The sequence below is a fragment of the Achromobacter sp. 2789STDY5608621 genome, assembly GCF_001299375.1.
GTDB classification, from domain to species: Bacteria; Pseudomonadota; Gammaproteobacteria; order Burkholderiales; family Burkholderiaceae_B; genus Achromobacter; species Achromobacter insuavis.
This window is the reverse complement of record NZ_CYTU01000001.1, coordinates 358,377-375,431: the sequence shown is the minus strand read 5'-3', so window position 1 is coordinate 375,431 and position 17,055 is coordinate 358,377. Positions and strand designations below refer to the sequence as shown.

Below are 17,055 nucleotides of genomic sequence, written 5' to 3'. Positions count from 1 at the left end.
GCCCAATCGGGCCCGGACGTAACATTCGCAGGTGGCGCGTGATCGTAAAAATGGGGGATTCCAAATATTGGTACAAACCCTCTGTTTTAAATTCAAGTCATTGATTTAAAAGGATTTTCAATTATCTAAAAATGACCTGAACGCAAACCGGAACTGCGTTTGAAAAATATTGGCACGGTTTATGCATGTAGGGATGTATCGGGCAGTTTCGACGCCTGACACTTCCCCCACAGGAGCTCGCCATGAATGCCAAGATTGACACGCAGCGCGTACAACGTATTCTGACCTCCACCGTTATGGCGGCCGCTCTGATGAGCGCGCTGGCCGCATGCGGCGGCGGTGGTGGTGGTCACAACAGTTCCGCCAGCCTGCCTGGCACCGATAATCCGAGCAACCCCGGCAACCCCGGTAATCCGGGCAACCCCGGCGGCCCGAACGAACCGAATAACCCCAACAACCCGGTCACCACCGGTTTGCTGCAGACCACGCTGGGTAATACCGGCAAGGCGGTCGACAATACCCTGCCCCTGAATCTGGGCACCACCCTGGGCGGTATCGGCCAGGCGCTCGATCCCACCATCAAGCCGGTCGCCGACACGGTCGTCGGCCTGACGCAACAGGTCGGCGCCACCACCGGCCTGGGAAAGCCCGTCGACGGCACCGTCAAGCAAGTGGGCGGCCTGGTCGAAGGCCTGGGCACCACGGTCAAGGGCACCGGCCTGCCCGGCGGCCTGAGCGCCGGCGTCGGTGGCCTGGTGGAAGGCCTGGGCAAGACGGTCGCCAGCACCGGCGGCCTGCTCAATGCCGATCCCAAGAATCCGCAACCGTTGACCACGGTGCTGGGCAATGCCACCAACGCGGTGGGCGCCCTGACCGCGGGCCTGTCCGGCCCCGGCGGGCTGTTGAACCCCGTCAACCAATTGGTCGGCGGCGTTACCGGCGGCGTGCTGGGCGGACCGTCCAAGCCGCTGCTCGAACCCGCGCTGGGTAATGTCGGCAAGACCGTCGACAACGTGCTGCCGCTCGGCCTGCAGCCGACCCTGGGCGGCATCGGCAAGGCGCTCGACCCGACGGCCAGCCCCCTGGCGGGCACGGTGGTCGGCCTGACGCAACAAGTCGGCGCCACCACCAAGCTGGGCGCGCCGGTCGCCGGCCTGCTCAACACGCTGGGCGGCACGGTCAGCAACCTGGGCAACCAACTGCCTGGCGGCAACGTGGCTGGCCTGAACGGCGTGCTGCAAGGCCTGGGCGGCGCGGTCAGCAGCGCCGGCGGCCTGTTGAATGCCACGCCGGGCAACACCAACCCGCTCGGCAACACGCTGGCCAATGCCACCGGCGCGGTCGCCTCCCTGACCAGCGGCCTGGGCCTGGGCGGCGCGGTCGGCGGCAACAACGGCGGCCTGCTCAGCCCGATCACCGGGATCCTGGGCGGCGTGACCGGCGGCGCGGCCGGCGGCAACGGCGGCCTGCTGGCCCCGGTGACCGGCCTGCTGGGCGGCGTGACGGGCAATCTGGGCGGCGCCACGGGCGGCGCGGCCAACGGCGGCTTGCTGGGCGGCCTGCTCGGCGGCGTGACCGGCGGCGCGGGCGGCACGGCGGGCGGCACCGCGGGCGCCAATGGCGGCCTGCTGGGCGGCTTGCTGGGCGGCCTGACCGGCGGCGGCGCCTCGGCCGGCGCCAGTGCCGGAGCGGGCGCGGGTGCGGGGGCCTCGGGTTCGGCCAACAACGGCGGCCTGTTGGGCGGCTTGCTGGGCGGCGTGACGGCCGGCGTCAGCGGCGGCGCCAGCACCGGCGGCAACAACGGCGGTCTGCTGGGCGGCCTGCTCGGCGGCCTGACGGCCAAGAAGTAATCAACCGGATCCGTGAGGGAGCGACGCCATGCTGCAACAAGAATCCATCGTTCACCACGAGCATGTGACCGTGATGCCTGAATCTCGCAACAACGATCTGCGGCCCGGAATGCTTGACGATATCGCCCTGATGCTGGGCCGACAGTTCGCCGTGTACAACGCGGCCTGCCAATCGGCCCTGGCGGAGAAAATGGGTATCCCCCTGGCGGATCTGAAAGCGCTGGAACTGGTGATGGAGTTCGATGCCCTGCCCACCGGCCAACTGGCCCAGCTGATGGGCATCAGCTCCGGCGGCGCCACCGCGCTGATCAACCGCCTGGAAGCGGCTGGCTATGTGCAACGGGGCCGCCATCCGCTGGATCGCCGCATGATCGTGATCCGGCCGGTGGAGGAGCAGTGCCAGCAACTGGCCCAGGAACGCCAGTGGGTGGCCGAGGCGGTGGTGTTGATGGCCCGGCGCTACGACGCCGGCGAACTGGAGGTGGTGCATGCCTTCCTGGCGCAATGCGTGCGCGCCCTGAGGCACGACACCCTGGTCTGGCTCGAGACCCGCAACGCCCACGACTGAGGCGCCAGCCTCGACGCGCCGCGCCCCGATCCGCAAGGATCCGGGCGCGGTTTTCATTGGGCGGCGAACAGCGCCGCCACGCTGCCAGGCGCGTCGGGGCCGAAGAAGCGCTGGAGGTTCCGCGCCGTTCGCGCCGCCACCGCCGCGCTGCGCGGGAACAGGGCCTGTTCGTACGCCGCCAGCGCCGCGCCGAGGTCGGCGGGATGCCGGCACAGCGCCAGGCCCAGCTCGGCGCCGTCGAACAGGGCCAGGTTGGCGCCCTCCCCCGCGAACGGTGACATCAGGTGCGCCGCGTCGCCCACCAGCGTGACGCCGGCGATGCGCGGCCAACGATGCTCGACCGGCAATGCATGCAGGGGCCGGGCGATGACCGCCCCATCACTCTCGATGACCAGCGCGCGCAGCGCCGGCGCCCAGTCCGCGAATGCGGCGGCGATGCGTTGGCGCACGGCGGCCTGGCCATCGCGGACCAGCGCGTCGACCGCCGCCAGCGGCCAGTTCACGGCCGCGTAGCTGCGCAGGGTGCCATCGGCGTAGCGATGCGCCAGGATGCCCTGGCCGGGTTCGACCGCCATCAGCGTGCCATGGCCGATCGCGCGCGCGCTGTCCGGATAGCGGCGGTCGCCGTCGAACAGCGTGCTCTCGAAGAAGGTCGTGCCGACGTAGGCCGGCGCGGCGCCGGACAGCAGCGGACGGATCCGCGACCAGGCCCCGTCGGCGCCGACCAACAGGTCGGCCGTGTCCGTCGCGCCATTGGCGAACGCCAGCCGGTGACGGCCAGACGCGAGGGGCGCGGCGGCGGTGAGCTTGTGGCCCCAGCGGATGGCGGCCGGCGGCAACGAATCGATCAGCAGCCGGCGCAGGTCGCCGCGGTCGACCTCCGGCCGCGCCTGGCCCTGCCCCGGCCGGTCGAGCAGCACGCGGCCGTGGCGGTCGACCACGCGCTTGGCATCCTCGCCCGGCCGCACCAGGGGCAGGAAGGCCTCGTACAGACCGGCGGCGCGCAGCGCGGCCTGGCCGTTGTGCGGGTGGATATCCAGCAATCCGCCCTGCGTGCGCGCCGCGGGCGAGGCGTCGGCCTCGTAGACCGTGGCGGCGATGCCGTGGCGGTGCAGGACGCGGGCCAACGTCAGGCCGCCGAGGCCGGCGCCGACAATGGCGATGGTGGCGTGAACAAGGGGAATGGCGGGAGAAAAAGGTCGGTGCATGGCGTATTCCGGTGAAACGAGCCATGCGCGCCAACGGCGCGATGACTCGGGACGTTCCGACGGATGTCGGGGAATCGCTGGCCGACCTGGCCTGGCGGGCCGGGTGACGTGTGCGCGATCCTGTGCGGGCGCGGCCGGCTGGCGGCGTCACGCGCAAGATCGTTTTTCGCGGTGTTCGAAGAGACAGTATCGCATGATTCCCGCCGTCCCCCGCCCCGGCGGCAAGGGGAGGACCCGGCTCAGGCCTGGCCGAATTGCAGCCTGGGCACGGCTTCCAGCAGCCGGCGCGTCATGTCCTGGCGCGGCGCGTGCAGCACCGCGTCGGCCTCGCCCAGTTCGACGATGCGGCCGCCCTCCATCACCGCGATGCGGTCGGCCAGGTATTCGACCACGCCGAAGTTGTGGGTGATGAACAGGTAGGCGATGCCCAGCTCGTCCTGCAGCTCGCGCAACAGGTCCAGGATCTGCGCCTGCACCGACACGTCCAGCGCCGAGGTCGGCTCGTCGCAGATCAGCACCTTGGGTTCGACCGCCAACGCCCGGGCGATGGCGATGCGCTGGCGCTGGCCGCCCGAGAACTCGTGCGGATAGCGCGCCAGCGTATTGGCCGGCAGGCCGACCCGTTCGACCAGCCGGACGGCGCGGTCGCGGCGCGCCTGCGCGCCCATGCCGCGGCGCAGCGATTCCAGGCCTTCGTCGAGGATGTCGCCGACCCGCATGCGCGGATCGAGCGAGGCGTAGGGATCCTGGAACACGATCTGGATGTCCTGGCGCAGACGCTGCAGCCGGGCACGGTCGGCGGTCAGCAGATCCTGCCCCTGCAGCATCGCGCGGCCGGAGATGCGGGCGCCGTCGATCAGCCGCAGCAAGGCCTTGCCGGTGGTGGTCTTGCCGCAACCCGACTCGCCCAGCAGCGCCAGGGTCTCGCCGGCGCGCAGGCTGAAAGTCACGCCGTCGACCGCCTTGACCCATGACGCCACGCGCCGCAACGGGCCCTTGCGCACCGGGTAATGGACTTTCAGGTCCTGCACGTCCAGCACCACGCCGGGTTCGCGCGCACGCTTGCGCGCCACGGCCGCGTCCGCGCCCAGGGCGGCGCGGCCGGCCTCGCTCAGCGGCACGCCGCGCTTCTCGAAAGTGGGAATGGCGTCGAACAGCTGGCGCGCGTAGGGATGCTTGGGCGCGCGGAAGAATTCCTCGGCGCTGGCGCTTTCGACGATCTCGCCGCCGCGCATCAGGGCCACGTGGTGGGCGACGTTGCGCACCACCGCCAGATCGTGGGTGATGAGCAGCACCGCCATGCCGATCTCGCGCTGGATGTCGGCCAGCAGCGCCAGCACCTGCGCCTGCACGGTGACGTCGAGCGCGGTGGTGGGCTCGTCGGCGATCAGCAGCAAGGGTTCCGCCGCCAGCGCAATGGCAATCATGACGCGCTGCTTCTGCCCGCCGGAGAACTGGAACGGGTAGTCGTCCACGCGCCGCTCGGGCTCGGGGATGCCGACCCGCCGCAGCCAGTCGATGGCGCGGGCGCGGGCCGCGGCGCCGCGCAGCGGCGTGTGCGCCACCAGCGTCTCGATGATCTGGTCGCCGACCCGCATGACCGGGTTGAGGCTGGTGGACGGTTCCTGGAAGATGATGCCGATGCGGCCGCCGCGCACGCCGCGCATGGCGCTCTCGGGCAGGCGGTTGAGGTCCTCGCCATCCAGGTCGATCTGGCCGCCGACGATGCGGCCGGCGTCCGGCAGCAGGCGCAGCAGCGCCAGCGCGGTCATGCTCTTGCCGCAGCCGGACTCGCCCACCAGGGCGAAGGTCTCGCGCTGCGAAATGGCCAGCTGCAGGCGCTTGACCGCGTGCGTCATGCCGCTCTCGCCGGCGATGTCGACGTCCAGGCCGCGCACGGCCAGCAAGGGGGTGTCCTGCCGGATATCCTGGCTCATGGCGCGTCTCCCGGTTTGGTGGATCGGGCGTCGGCCGCCAGCGCGGCGCCCGGACGGCGGCCGAACCAGCCCATGCCGGGCAGGCGGCCCGGCTTGTAGCGGCGGGTGCGCGGATCGAAGGCGTCGCGCACGGCGTCGGCGAACAGGTTGGCGGCCAGCACCAGCGCCAGCATGAACAGGAAGGCGGTCATCAGGTTCCACCAGATCATCGGGTCGCGCGACATTTCCAGGCGCGCGCCGTCGATCATCGAGCCGAAGGAATTCATGCTGGGATCGACGCCGATGCCCAGGTACGACAGCACCGCCTCGTACAGCACCAGCCCGGAGAATTCCAGCACCACGGTGATCAGCACCAGGTGCGCGACGTTGGGCAGCAGGTGGCGTGTCATGATGCGCCAGTGCGACACGCCGAAGGCGCGCGCGGCCTGCACGTATTCCAGCTCGCGCAGCTTGAGGGTCTCGGCGCGCAGCAGGCGGCACAGGCCGGCCCAGCCGGTGAAGCCGAGGATCATGCACAACAGGAACAGGCGCAGGTCGGCGCGCGCCGCCGAGGTGTCGAACAGCTCGGCGTGGTTGTCGATGTAGACCTGCATCATCAGCGCGCAGGCGGCCACCAGCAGCACGCCCGGGATCGAGGTGATGGTGGTGTACAGATACTGGATGGCGTCGTCCACCCTGCCCTTGAAATAGCCGGCCGCGATGCCGAAGACGATGGCCGGCGGCAGCATGGCGAGCGTGGTCAGGCTGCCGATGACGAGCGCGGTGCGGATGCTCTTGAGCGCCTGCCACAGCACGTCGTTGCCGATGCGGTCGGTGCCCAGGGCGTGGTAGCCGCTGGACAGCCCGGCCAGCGCCCCCGCCACCAGGCACAGCAGGGCGAAGGTGATCGCCATGGCGCGCCACGGCACCTCGGCGCGTCCGCCCAGCAGGGCCTCGGCCGCCGCCGCGGCGCCCTGGCGCCGCGCCAGGCAGACGAACAGCAGGCCGGCGCCGACCAGCGACACCGCCAGCCCGGCCGCCAGGCCGAGGCCCAGGCGGTAGTAGACGTCGCCCAGGTGGTCGCGGTCGGGATCGGCCAGGTGCGTGCCGGCCGCCCGCAGGCGCGGAAAGTCGCGCACCGGCTTGTCATCGACCAGCAGGGTTTCCTTGGTGAACTGGCGCACCGCCAGCGGGCTGGAATAGGTTTTTTCGGGCTGGGTCAGCACGCTGCCGCCCAGCAGGCCGTCCAGCGCCGACTTGACCGCCGGCGCGTAGACCGGCGCGGCGTCGGCGGCGGCGCCCGGCGCGGGCGGCAATTGCGGGCGGTAGTGGACGGAATCGAGCAGGCCGACCAGCGCGAACGCGGCCAGCACCACGGCCGAGCACATCGCCGGCGTGTCGCGCGCCACCCGCGCCCAGGTCGAACGCAGGTTCGGGCTGCGCCGCACGTGCCAGGCATAGGCCAGCGCGCCCAGCACCATCAGCCACAGCGCAATGTCGGTCCAGAGGAATACGAACTTGGGCATGGCGGCTACTCGAATCGGACGCGGGGGTCAGCCAGCGTGTAGGAAATGTCGGCCAGGATCAGCCCCACGATGTACAGCGACGCCCCCAGGAACACCATGGCGCGCACGATGGAGAAATCCTGCGCGTTGATGGCGTCGATGGTGTAGCTGCCCAGGCCCGGGATGCCGAAGAAGGATTCGGCGATCAGGCTGCCCATGAACAGCAGCGGCAAGGCGGCGACGGTGCTGGTCAGGATCGGCAGCATGGCATTGCGCAGCACGTGGCGGAACAGCACCACGCGCTCGGCCAGCCCCTTGGCGCGGGCGGTTCGCACGTAGTCCTTGCCGATCTCCTCCAGGAACAGGGTGCGGTAGAAGCGCGCCTCGGGCCCCAGGCGCGAGACGATCGCCACCAGCACCGGCAGGGCCAGGAACTTGACCATGTCCAGCCCGCCCTCGAAGCCGGAGAACGGCACCAGCCGCAGCAGCTTGGCGAACATCCACTGGCCGGCGATGATGTAGAACAGGCTGGAGATGGACAGCAGGATCACGCACACCACCACGCCCCAGAAATCCAGCCGCGTGGCGCGGAAGTACACCAGCGTCAGCGAAAACACGATGCTGGCGAACAGCCCCAGGAAGAAGGTCGGCACCGCCAGCGCCAGGCTCGGCCCCATGCGCGTCTGGATCTCGCGGCCGATGTCGCGGCCGCCGTCCGAGGCGCCGAAGTCCATCGCCAGGAGCGGCACCGAACGCTGGTAGAACACCGTGTCGGTCAATTGCGCGCTGCCGCTGGCCTGGGCGTTGTAGAACAGCGGCTTGTCGTAGCCGTGCTCGACCTTCCATTTCTCGACCGCGTCCTGGCTGATGCGCTGGCCGCCGATGGCCAGGCGCGCCATGTCGTCGGGCGTGTTGACCGCGAAGAACAGGATGAAGGTGAAGAGGTTCACGCCGATCAGGATCAGCACGCCATACAGCAGCCGGCGGATGACGTAGCCGATCATGATTGATGCTCCTTGCGCGCGGCCGGGACGAAGGCGGTCTGCCGCTCGCGTCGCTTGAGCGCCACGTACGACGGCCAGATCGCCAGCGCGATCAGCAGCGCGAACAGGCCCACCGGCCACCAGATGGGGGAATTCCACTCGTCGATCTTGCGCTCGCGCAGGACCGGGTCGATCTTCATGTACTGCAGCGTGTTGCGCACCATCTGGGTCGGCTTGGCGTTGCCGACCCACTGCTGGTAGGCGCCGCCCGACATCGGGAAGTAGCCGAACATCCAGGGCGCGTCGCGCTGCACGATGGCGACCATGCGCTGGATCAGGGCTTCCTTTTCGGGACCGTCGTCCAGGAACTTCATCTGCTCGAACAGCTTGTCGTACTCGGGGCTGTCGTAGTTGGCGGCGTTCTCGCCGCCGTTCTTGGCCTTGGCGTTGGGACCGTACAGCAGGAACAGGAAGTTCTCGGCGTCGGGGTAGTCGGCGTTCCAGCCCCACAGGAAGATCTGCGCCGAGCCGCGCCGCATCTTGTCCTGGAAGCGGTTGTAGTCGGTCGAGCGCACGTCCATCTGCACGCCGATCTTGGCCATCTGCCGCCGCATCCAGTCGAACTGCGGATTGGAGCCGCCGCCGGTCATGGAGTCGTAGTACAGCACCAGCGGCGCGCCGGTGACGGCGTTGCGGCCGTCGGGATAGCCGGCCTCGGCCAGCAGCTTGCGCGCGGTGTCGATGGACTTGCGCACCGGCTTGCCGTCGACCAGGTCGTAGACCACCGGGTTCACGCCCTCGGGCGGCTCGCGGTAGCCCAGCACGCCGGGCGGCACCGGGCCGTAGGCCACCGAGGCCTGGCTGTTCTCGAACACCGCCACGTATTCCTCCCAGTCGAAGGCGATGCTGATGGCCTGGCGCAGCTTGCGGTTCTTCTCGGCCTGCTCGGGCGTGTCGCCCTTGCCCACCACCGGATCGAGCCAGTTGAAGCCCATGTACCAGTTGGCGGTCTCGACCGTGGTGGGCAGGCGGATGCCGTGCTCGGCGTACTTGCGCGCCTTGTCCTGGCTGTCGCCGGCGGCCACCAGCATGGCCACGCCGTACTCGCCGCGCTCGATCTGCGGCACGTCGTAGTAGCCCTGCATGAACTTGCCGGTCAGCGGAATGGCTTCCTTCTCGACGCTGAAGACGGCGCGGTCGATGAAGGGCGTGGGCTTGCCGCAGTCGGCCAGCAGGCCCGCGGCGCGGTCGCCCGGCTCGCCGTCGCAGGGATAGGGTTCGCCGTGGAAGTTGGGATTGCGCGCCAGCACGTGGCGGCGGTTCTGCAGCGACTCGGCCAGCATGTAGGGGCCGGTGCCGACGGGCCAGGTGTTGAGCGACAGGTCGTGATCGGCCATGCCGGGCTGGTTGTAGAAGCGGTCGGCCTCCCAGGGCACGGGCGCGGTGAAGGTCATGGCCAGCCAGTACTTGAACTGCGGGTACTTGCCGTTGACGCGGATGCGCAGCGTGTGCGGGTCGAGCGCCTGCACGCCGGTGAAGCCGTCGGCCTCGCGCAGGTCCAGCCACGAGGCGCCGGCGCCGCCCGGCAGGTCGCGGCGCAGCGCCTTGTCGCGCTCGCGCAGGCGGTCGCCGTAGTCCTTCAGGCCGCTGACGTATTCGGCCATCAGCGAATAGATCGGCGACACCACGCGCGGGCTGGCCAGGCGGCGGAAGGCGTAGACATAGTCGTCGGCGGTGAGTTCGCGGGTGCCGGTGCGCGGGAAATCGGGGATGGCGTACTTGTCGGCCAGGTCCTCCGGCGCGATCGGGAAGTAGTCGTAGCTGCCGTCGGTCTTGCGGGCGAAGGCCGGGTGCGGCGCGAAACGCATGCCGGGCTTGATCTTGATGTCGTAGATGCTTTGGGCGATCTGCTCGCCCGGCGCGTCGGCCGGCAGCACCTTGCCCTGCGCATCCAGGTAGACCGGCGGGTCGATCGAGGCCGCCGCGCGCGGGATCAGCTCATACGGCCGCTTGAGGTAGTGGTAGCCGTACAGCGTCTCATAGATGTTGTAGGTATATGGGGTTTCGTCGGTGGAATAAGAGCTGGCCGGATCCAGGTACTTGGGCGAGCGCTTGACGAAGGCGGAATACAGCGCGTTCTGGCTTTCGGCGCCGGCCGGATAGGGGCTGTTGATGGGACTGCCCTCCCGGGAGCAGCCCGCCAACGCCAGCAACAGCATCATGGCCGCCGCCCAGAGCCGCATCAAAGCACGCATGGAAACCTTTCCTTCTATTCAGTGCGACAGAGGATAGCAAAGGTGCATCCGCCCCAGTACCCTGGCATCCCCCTAGGGAACTTGCGGGCCCGCGGCCATCACCCGCACTGGCGCTGGCGCCAGCAGTCGTAGCGCCACTTCCAGGGCTGCATCGGGTCCTTGCCGGCCCACAGGCCTCGGCCGGCGGCCTTGGCCTGGCGTTGCAGGTCGGGCATGGCCTTGTCGTTCAGGTACTCGCCCTGGCGCGCGGTGTAGGCCCAGGCGTAGCCGGCCTCGACCTGCAGGCGGTTGGCCGAGCGGCCGTCGTCCAGAATCAGCGCGCAGACGTCGCGGCCGTACTGGTCCTTCAGGTAGCACTGGGCGGTCAGGGTCTTGCCGGCCACCAGGCTGGCCAGGTGCTGGCGCGAGGCCTCGGCGTAGGGCTGGCCGGGCTGGTCGGCGCCGTGGCCCTCCTCGGGCGCGTCGATGCTGTCCATGCGGATGCGGCGCTGGCCGTCGGGCGCGCGCAGCGTCACGGTGTCGCCGTCGGCGACGTTGACGATCATGCCGGTCAGGGTATAGCTGCCTGCCGGCACGGCGCCGGCCTGGGCCGCGCCGGCTTTGCCGGACGTCGCGGGCGCGCTGGCGCCGGGCCGTTCGGCCGGGCGCTCGCCGCCCTGGCGGGACGGCTGCAGCCAATTGACGAGGGCGCCCGCCGCCGCCAGGATCAGGGCGACCACGAGGGCGGTCAGCTTGCTGCCGCCGCGAAAGGGGGAATTGCCGCGCACGGGCCGCGCTCCGAAGAGGAAAACGCAGGCAGTTTGCCACAGCCGCGCCGGCGCCGCGCGGCAAAGCGCGTCGCCGCCGCCACGTTCCAGGCGGACGTAGTCCTACAACCAGCCCGACTTGCGAAAGCGCCAGTACAGGAACGAACAGACCGACGCGATCACCCCCAACGTGACCGGATAGCCGAACGGCGATTCCAGCTCGGGCATGAACTTGAAGTTCATGCCGTAGATGCCGGCGATGGCCGTGGGCACCGCCAGGATGGCGGCCCAGGAGGCCAGCTTGCGAGTGGTGTCGTTCTGCGCGGCCTGGCCGATCATCAGGCTGGCTTCGAAGGCGAAGGCCAGCGACTCGCGCAGCGAATTGAACAGTTCATCGACCCGCAGCACGCGGTCGGCCACCTCGCCGAAATACGGCCGGGCATGCTCGTCCACCGCCGACATCTCGACCCGAGCCAGGCGCCGGCAGATCTCGGCCAGCGGCGACACTACGGTGTGGATGCGCAGGAGGTCGCGGCGCTGGCGATACAGCCTGCGGATGTCGGAATCCTTGGCGCCGCGGATCAGCAGCTTCTGTTCGGCGCCCTCGACCACCGACTCGATCTTGCCGGCCGCCGCCACGTAGCGGTCCACCAGCCAGTCCAGCAGTTCGGAGGCGACGTAGTCGCTGCCGCGCTTGAGCAGGTCGGGCGAGGACTCCAGCCGTTCGCGCAAGGGGCTGTGGCCGGCGGTGGCGCCGCGCCGCACGGTGACCAGGAAGCCCTCGCCGATCAGGAACTGGGTTTCACCGAAGATGGGACGCTCGGCCTCGACCTCGACGGTGATGGCGACGATCAGCACCATGTTGCCGTAGTCGATGATCTTGGGCCGGCGGTGCGACTCCAGCATCTCTTCCTGGTTCTTGTCGCAGGCGCCGAGCTGGTTGACCACGTCGGCCAGCCGCTCCGGGCTGGGATTGCGCAGGCCGATCCACAGCATGCTGCGCTTGGCATCGACGTGCTTGCCCACCTCCTCGATGGGCACCTCGTGGTCGCGCCGGCCATTCACATAGGCGATGGACGCCACGACTTCGCTCTTGGGCGCAGCGGCGGCGGCATTCTCTTCGGTAGACATAGACATCCTTTGGCGATGCGAGCCCTGCGGGTGCAACGTGTATCCAGCGTATCGGCCGATGATAGCCCACCGGCGCATGGGCGCGGCCGCGCGCCGCCCGGCGGGCGCGGCGCGCGAACCCGCCGGACCGCGCGCGCTATGCGAACAGGTTGCGCACGCGCTTGGCCACGTCCACGCTCGGCGCCTGCGGCGCCTTGGCCTCGCGCGCCGGCAGGTCCGGCAGCTTGGGCAGGTGGTCGAACAGCGGCAGCATGGCGTTGGTGATGTAGCGGGTGCGCGAGCCGTAGACGTGGCGGTCGCCCATGCCGGTCTGCTGGTGCACGTAGAAGCGCTGCGGCACGATCAGCTGCAGGCGTTCCTTGGCGCGCGTCATGGCCACGTACAGGAGGCGCCGCTCTTCCTCGATCTCTTCGGCGGTGCCGGTGCTCATGTCGGACGGAATACAGCCGTCGACCACGTTCAGCACATAGACCGCCTTCCATTCCTGGCCCTTGGCCGAGTGGATGGTGGACAGGATCATGTAGTCCTCGTCGCGCGAGGGCGCGCCGGATTCGTCGCTGGTGGCGTCGGGAGGATCCAGCGTCAGTTCGGTCAGGAAGCGCTCGCGCGACGGGTAGCCCGCGGCGATGCGCACCAGCTGGTCCAGGTCGGTCTTGCGCACCCGCGCATCGTCGTACAGCCGTTCGAGCTGGCCGGCGTACCAGCGCAGCGCCAGGTCGACGTCGGCGGGCCAGCGCAGCTTGGGCTCGGCCAGCGCCGCGTAGGTGTCGGCGAACGCGCCCCACTCCGCCTGCGCCGCCGCGCCCGGCTTGAATTCGCGCAGCGCGCGCAGCGGCTCGGCCGATTGCGCCATGGCGTCCATCAGCTTGCCGGCGGTGGCCGGGCCGATGCCGGGCAGCAGTTGCGCCACGCGGAACCCCGCCATGCGCCCGCGCGGGTTCTCGGCCCAGCGCAGCAGCGACAGCAGGTCCTTGACGTGCGCCGCTTCCAGAAAGCGCAGGCCGCCGAACTTGACGAAGGGGATGTTGCGCCGGGTCAGCTCCAGTTCCAGCGCGGCGCTGTGGCTGGAGGTGCGGAACAGCGCCGCCTGCGACTTGAGCGTGGCGCCGCCCTCGCGCTGCGCCAGCACCTGGTCGGCGACCCAGCGGGCCTGGCCGCCTTCGTCGCTGACGGTGACCAGCTCGGGCAGCTGCGACGACGGCCGGTCGCTCCAGAGATCCTTGGCGTAGCGCTCGGCCGCCAGGCCGATGACGGCGTTGGAGGCGTTCAGGATGGGCTGGGTCGAGCGGTAGTTGCGGTCCAGCGTGATGACGCGCGCCGGCTGCGGGAACTGCGCCGGGAAATCGAGGATGTTGCGCACCGTGGCCGCGCGGAACGAATAGATCGACTGGGCGTCGTCGCCCACCACGGTCAGGCCGCGGCCGTCGGGCTTCATGGCCAGCAGGATGGCGGCCTGCAGCCGGTTGGTGTCCTGGTATTCGTCGACCAGCACGTGATCGAAGCGCGCGCCGACGTCGGCGGCGATGGCCGCGTCGCCCATCATCTCGGCCCAGTACAGCAGCAGGTCGTCGTAGTCGAGCACCTGCTGGTCCTGCTTGGCGGCGACGTAGGCGCGGAACAGGTTCTTGAGTTCGTCTTCCCATTGCGCGCACCACGGGAAGGTGGCGTGCAGCACATCGGCCACCGGCGTCTGGCTGTTGACCACGCGCGAGTAGATCGCCAGGCAGGTGCCCTTGAGCGGAAAGCGCGACTTGGTGGACGACAGGCCGAGTTCGTGCCGCACCATGCCCATCAGGTCCTCGGCGTCGCCGCGGTCGTGGATGGTGAAGGCCTCGGACAAACCGATGCGCTGGGCGCAATCGCGCAGCAGCCGCGCGCCGATGGCGTGGAAGGTGCCGGCCCAGGGCAGCGACGGCGCCTGCTGGGTGCCGCGCAGGTTCATGACCCGCTGCAGCACGCTGCCGACGCGGCGTTCCATTTCCTGGGCGGCGCGGCGCGAGAAGGTCAGCAGCAGCATGCGCTGCGGATCGGCGCCGTTCAGGATCAGGTGGGCGACACGGTGCGCCAGGGTGTTGGTCTTGCCCGAACCGGCGCCGGCGATCACCAGCAGCGGCCCGTCGCCGCCCGCCCCGCCGACGCCGAACTCGGCGGCCTCGCGCTGGGCGGGGTTGAGGTCGGCCAGGGGATCGGGACGGCTGGACGGGTTGGCGGGATTCTGGTCGGACATGGGGCGTGGAATGGAGGGCGGCGGGCGCGGTCGGCGCGGCCCGATACCTGGGGATATATCCAGGTATCATAACCGCATCGCCTCCCACTCCCGCTACGCCCGATTTCCCCATGCGCCTGCTTGCCGGCACCGCTTCCTGGACCGATCCCACGCTGCTGGCGTGCGGCCGCTTCTACCCGCGCGAGGCGCACGACGCCCAGTCACGGCTGCGCTTCTACGCCACCCGCTTCGGGCTGGCCGAGGTCGATTCCAGCTACTACGCCCTGCCCAGCGCCGACAACGCCTACCTGTGGGCGCAGCGCACGCCCGACGATTTCGTCTTCAATATCAAGGCCTACCGCCTCTTCACCGGCCACCAGACGCCGCTGGCCTCGCTGCCCGCCGACATCCGCCGCGAGCTGGCCGACTGGCCCGAACCGGTCATCTACCACCACGCCATGCCGGAGGATCTGCGCGACGAGCTCTGGCGCCGCTACACGCTGGCGCTGGAACCGCTGCGCATGGCCGGCAAGCTGGGCGCGGTGCACTTCCAGTACCCGCCCTGGGTCCGGCGCGACGCGCGCGGCCGCGCCCTGGTGGCCGAAGGCGCGCGGCGCCTGCCGGAACACCTGCTGTCGGTCGAATTCCGCCACCACAGCTGGTTCGACTCGTCCGAGGCCACGGCCGCCACGCTGGCGTTCGAGCGCGAGCTGGGCGTGGTGCATACCGTGGTGGACGCGCCGCAGGGGTTCGAGAACAGCGTGCCGGCCGTGTGGGCCTGCACCCATCCCGAGCTGACACTGCTGCGCCTGCACGGGCGCAACGCCGCCACCTGGAACGCCAACGGCGCCGCGTCGTCGGGGCGCTTCCAATATGAATATTCCGAGGCCGAGCTGGCCGAACTGGCGCGCCGCTTCCAGGACCTGGCGCGGCAGAGCGCGCAGGCGCACGCGGTGTTCAACACCAACTTCGAGGATCAGGGCATGCGCAACGCCACGGCTTTCGCGGCGGCGCTGGGCGGCGGACAGAACGGCCTGGACTGAGGGCGGGGTCCGGCGCGATCACACCGCGCGGGCCGCGGGATGCGGCGCCGCCGCCCTTCAGCGTCCGCGTCAGGCCGGCTGCGCCGCCAGCGCCGGCGCGGCCGGCGTCATGCGCGCCACTTCGGCCAGGCTTTCCAGCAGCACCTCGAACTTGCGCGCGATGTCGTGCTCCGGCACGCAGGCGTAGCCCAGCAGCAGGCCGGGCCGACGGCCTTCGGCGCCGACGTAGTAGCGCGACAGCGCGCGCGTCAGCACGCCCTTGCGGCGCGCCACCTCGACCACCCGCAGGTCGTCCATGTGAGGCGGCAATGTCAGCACCAGGTGCAGGCCGGCCAGGCTGGCGTCGCGGTGCAGCCAGTCGGGCCCCAGGCGCCGTTCGATCAGGTTGACCAGCATGGCGCGGCGGCGCGCGTACAGCATGCGCATGCGGCGGATGTGGGCGGCGTAGTGGCCCTCGGCGATGAAGGTGGCCAGCGCCGCGTGCGTCATCAGGTGGCCTTCGCGGTAGAGCTCGGCGTGGGCCGCCTGGAACGCCGCGGTCAGCGGCTTGGGCAGCACCAGGTAACCGACCCGCAGGCCCGGGTACAGCGTCTTGCTGAAGGTGCCCATGTAGATCACGGGCGCGTCCGGCTCCAGGCCCAGCAGCGAGGCGATGGGCCGGCCCGAGAAGCGGAATTCGCTGTCGTAGTCGTCCTCGATGATCCAGCTGCCGTGGCGGCGCGCCACCGCCAGCAGTTGCCGGCGCCGCGCCAGCGACATCACCGGCCCCAGCGGATACTGGTGCGACGGCGTCACGAAGATGAAGCGCGGCGGCGCCATGCCGGGCGCGGCGTCGGCGTCCGGCAGGCGCATGCCCTCCTCGTCGACCGGCAGGTGCACTGTGTGCAGGCCGTTGGCCTGCAGCACCGTGCGCGCGCCCCAGTAGCCCGGGTCCTCGACCCAGGCGGTCTCGCCGGCCTCGCCCAGGATGCGGGTGGCCAGGTCGATGGCCTGGTGCGAGCCTTCGGTGATGAGGATCTGGTCGGGGTCGCAGTCGATCGAGCGCGTCAGCGCCAGGTGCTGGGCCAGCGCCTCGCGCAGCGCCGGCAGGCCGCCGCCGTAGGCATAGGTCAGCAGGTCGGGCGCGGGATTGCGCCACAGCGCGGAAAAGATGCGGCCGAACTTCTTGTGCGGAAATTCGGTCAGGTCGGGCACGCCCGGCATGAAGGCGCCCCACTGGTAGGGCGAGGCCGAGACGCCGTCGACGATGGCGGCGCCGCGCGCCGACAGCGCCGGACGCGGTTGCGGCACCGGCGCGCGGCGCGACTGGCGGCCGCTGGCCAGGTAGGAATCGGGCTGCGAGGCATTGACGAAGGTGCCATTGCCCTGCAGGCTGCGGGTGTAGCCCTCGGCCAGCAGCTGGCCATAGACGTGCACCACGGTGTTGCGGGCGATGCCCAGCTCGGCCGCCAGGTCGCGCGAGGCGGGCAGGCGCGAGTCGGCGGCGATCGAGCCCTCCAGAATCGCCTCGCGGATGCCGTGGTACAGGCGCTTGTTCATCGGCCCGCCGTCGGCATCGGCCAGGCGCAGCTGCAACAAGTCTCCGACGATGGACCGCAATTGGTTCTACCTGATTTATAAAAGTGGTTCCCACCAATGGGGCCA

At 70.0% G+C, this 17,055-nt stretch carries 12 protein-coding genes; 3 read left to right on the top strand and 9 right to left on the bottom strand.

Annotated features, from left to right (window positions below; all coding sequences use genetic code 11):
• Window positions 1-242: 242 nt before the first annotated feature.
• Entirely contained in the window at window positions 243-1,850 is a 1,608-nt protein-coding gene (locus tag AOZ53_RS01775; RefSeq protein WP_054486670.1) for a collagen-like triple helix repeat-containing protein, read from the top strand.
• Window positions 1,851-1,878: 28 nt separating this feature from the next.
• Window positions 1,879-2,418 carry a MarR family winged helix-turn-helix transcriptional regulator gene (locus AOZ53_RS01770; RefSeq protein WP_006390271.1) on the top strand — a complete coding sequence of 180 codons (540 nt, stop codon included), beginning with the start codon at window positions 1,879-1,881 and terminating at the stop codon, window positions 2,416-2,418.
• A 53-nt stretch (window positions 2,419-2,471) separates the two neighbouring features.
• Here AOZ53_RS01770 and AOZ53_RS01765 read toward each other — a convergent pair whose 3' ends face one another.
• From AOZ53_RS01765 to AOZ53_RS01730, 8 genes are all read right to left on the bottom strand, one after another.
• Window positions 2,472-3,626: an FAD-dependent oxidoreductase gene (locus AOZ53_RS01765; RefSeq protein ID WP_054431932.1), complete on the bottom strand. Its 1,155-nt coding sequence runs from the start codon at window positions 3,624-3,626 to the stop codon at window positions 2,472-2,474.
• Between the two features lie 239 nt (window positions 3,627-3,865).
• Window positions 3,866-5,563 (bottom strand): ABC transporter ATP-binding protein, encoded by a 1,698-nt coding sequence (locus tag AOZ53_RS01760; protein WP_054431933.1) that lies wholly within the window; start codon window positions 5,561-5,563, stop codon window positions 3,866-3,868.
• A complete protein-coding gene (locus AOZ53_RS01755; RefSeq protein ID WP_054486669.1) occupies window positions 5,560-7,068 on the bottom strand; it encodes an ABC transporter permease in 1,509 nt (502 codons plus the stop codon). The genes AOZ53_RS01760 and AOZ53_RS01755 overlap by 4 nt, the downstream gene beginning before the upstream one ends.
• 5 nt (window positions 7,069-7,073) lie before the next feature.
• Window positions 7,074-8,051, bottom strand: a complete 978-nt coding sequence (locus AOZ53_RS01750) for an ABC transporter permease (RefSeq protein ID WP_054486668.1) — start codon at window positions 8,049-8,051, stop codon at window positions 7,074-7,076.
• Window positions 8,048-10,285 carry an ABC transporter substrate-binding protein gene (locus tag AOZ53_RS01745; RefSeq protein WP_156333178.1) on the bottom strand — a complete coding sequence of 746 codons (2,238 nt, stop codon included), beginning with the start codon at window positions 10,283-10,285 and terminating at the stop codon, window positions 8,048-8,050. The genes AOZ53_RS01750 and AOZ53_RS01745 overlap by 4 nt, the downstream gene beginning before the upstream one ends.
• Window positions 10,286-10,383: 98 nt before the next feature.
• A complete protein-coding gene (locus tag AOZ53_RS01740; protein WP_054486666.1) occupies window positions 10,384-11,052 on the bottom strand; it encodes a thermonuclease family protein in 669 nt (222 codons plus the stop codon).
• A 102-nt stretch (window positions 11,053-11,154) separates the two neighbouring features.
• Complete coding sequence (locus AOZ53_RS01735; protein WP_054431938.1) at window positions 11,155-12,162, bottom strand: magnesium and cobalt transport protein CorA; 1,008 nt, start codon at window positions 12,160-12,162, stop codon at window positions 11,155-11,157.
• Window positions 12,163-12,298: 136 nt separating this feature from the next.
• Complete coding sequence (locus AOZ53_RS01730) at window positions 12,299-14,389, bottom strand: ATP-dependent helicase (RefSeq protein WP_054486665.1); 2,091 nt, start codon at window positions 14,387-14,389, stop codon at window positions 12,299-12,301.
• A 110-nt stretch (window positions 14,390-14,499) separates the two neighbouring features.
• Between AOZ53_RS01730 and AOZ53_RS01725 the strand changes: the two genes are divergently transcribed.
• Window positions 14,500-15,411 carry a DUF72 domain-containing protein gene (locus AOZ53_RS01725; protein WP_054486664.1) on the top strand — a complete coding sequence of 304 codons (912 nt, stop codon included), beginning with the start codon at window positions 14,500-14,502 and terminating at the stop codon, window positions 15,409-15,411.
• Window positions 15,412-15,480: 69 nt separating this feature from the next.
• Here the strand turns inward: AOZ53_RS01725 and AOZ53_RS01720 are convergent, their stop codons facing one another.
• On the bottom strand, window positions 15,481-17,010 hold the full coding sequence (locus tag AOZ53_RS01720; protein WP_369816772.1) for a MocR-like pyridoxine biosynthesis transcription factor PdxR: 1,530 nt from the start codon (window positions 17,008-17,010) through the stop codon (window positions 15,481-15,483).
• Window positions 17,011-17,055 lie beyond the last annotated feature (45 nt).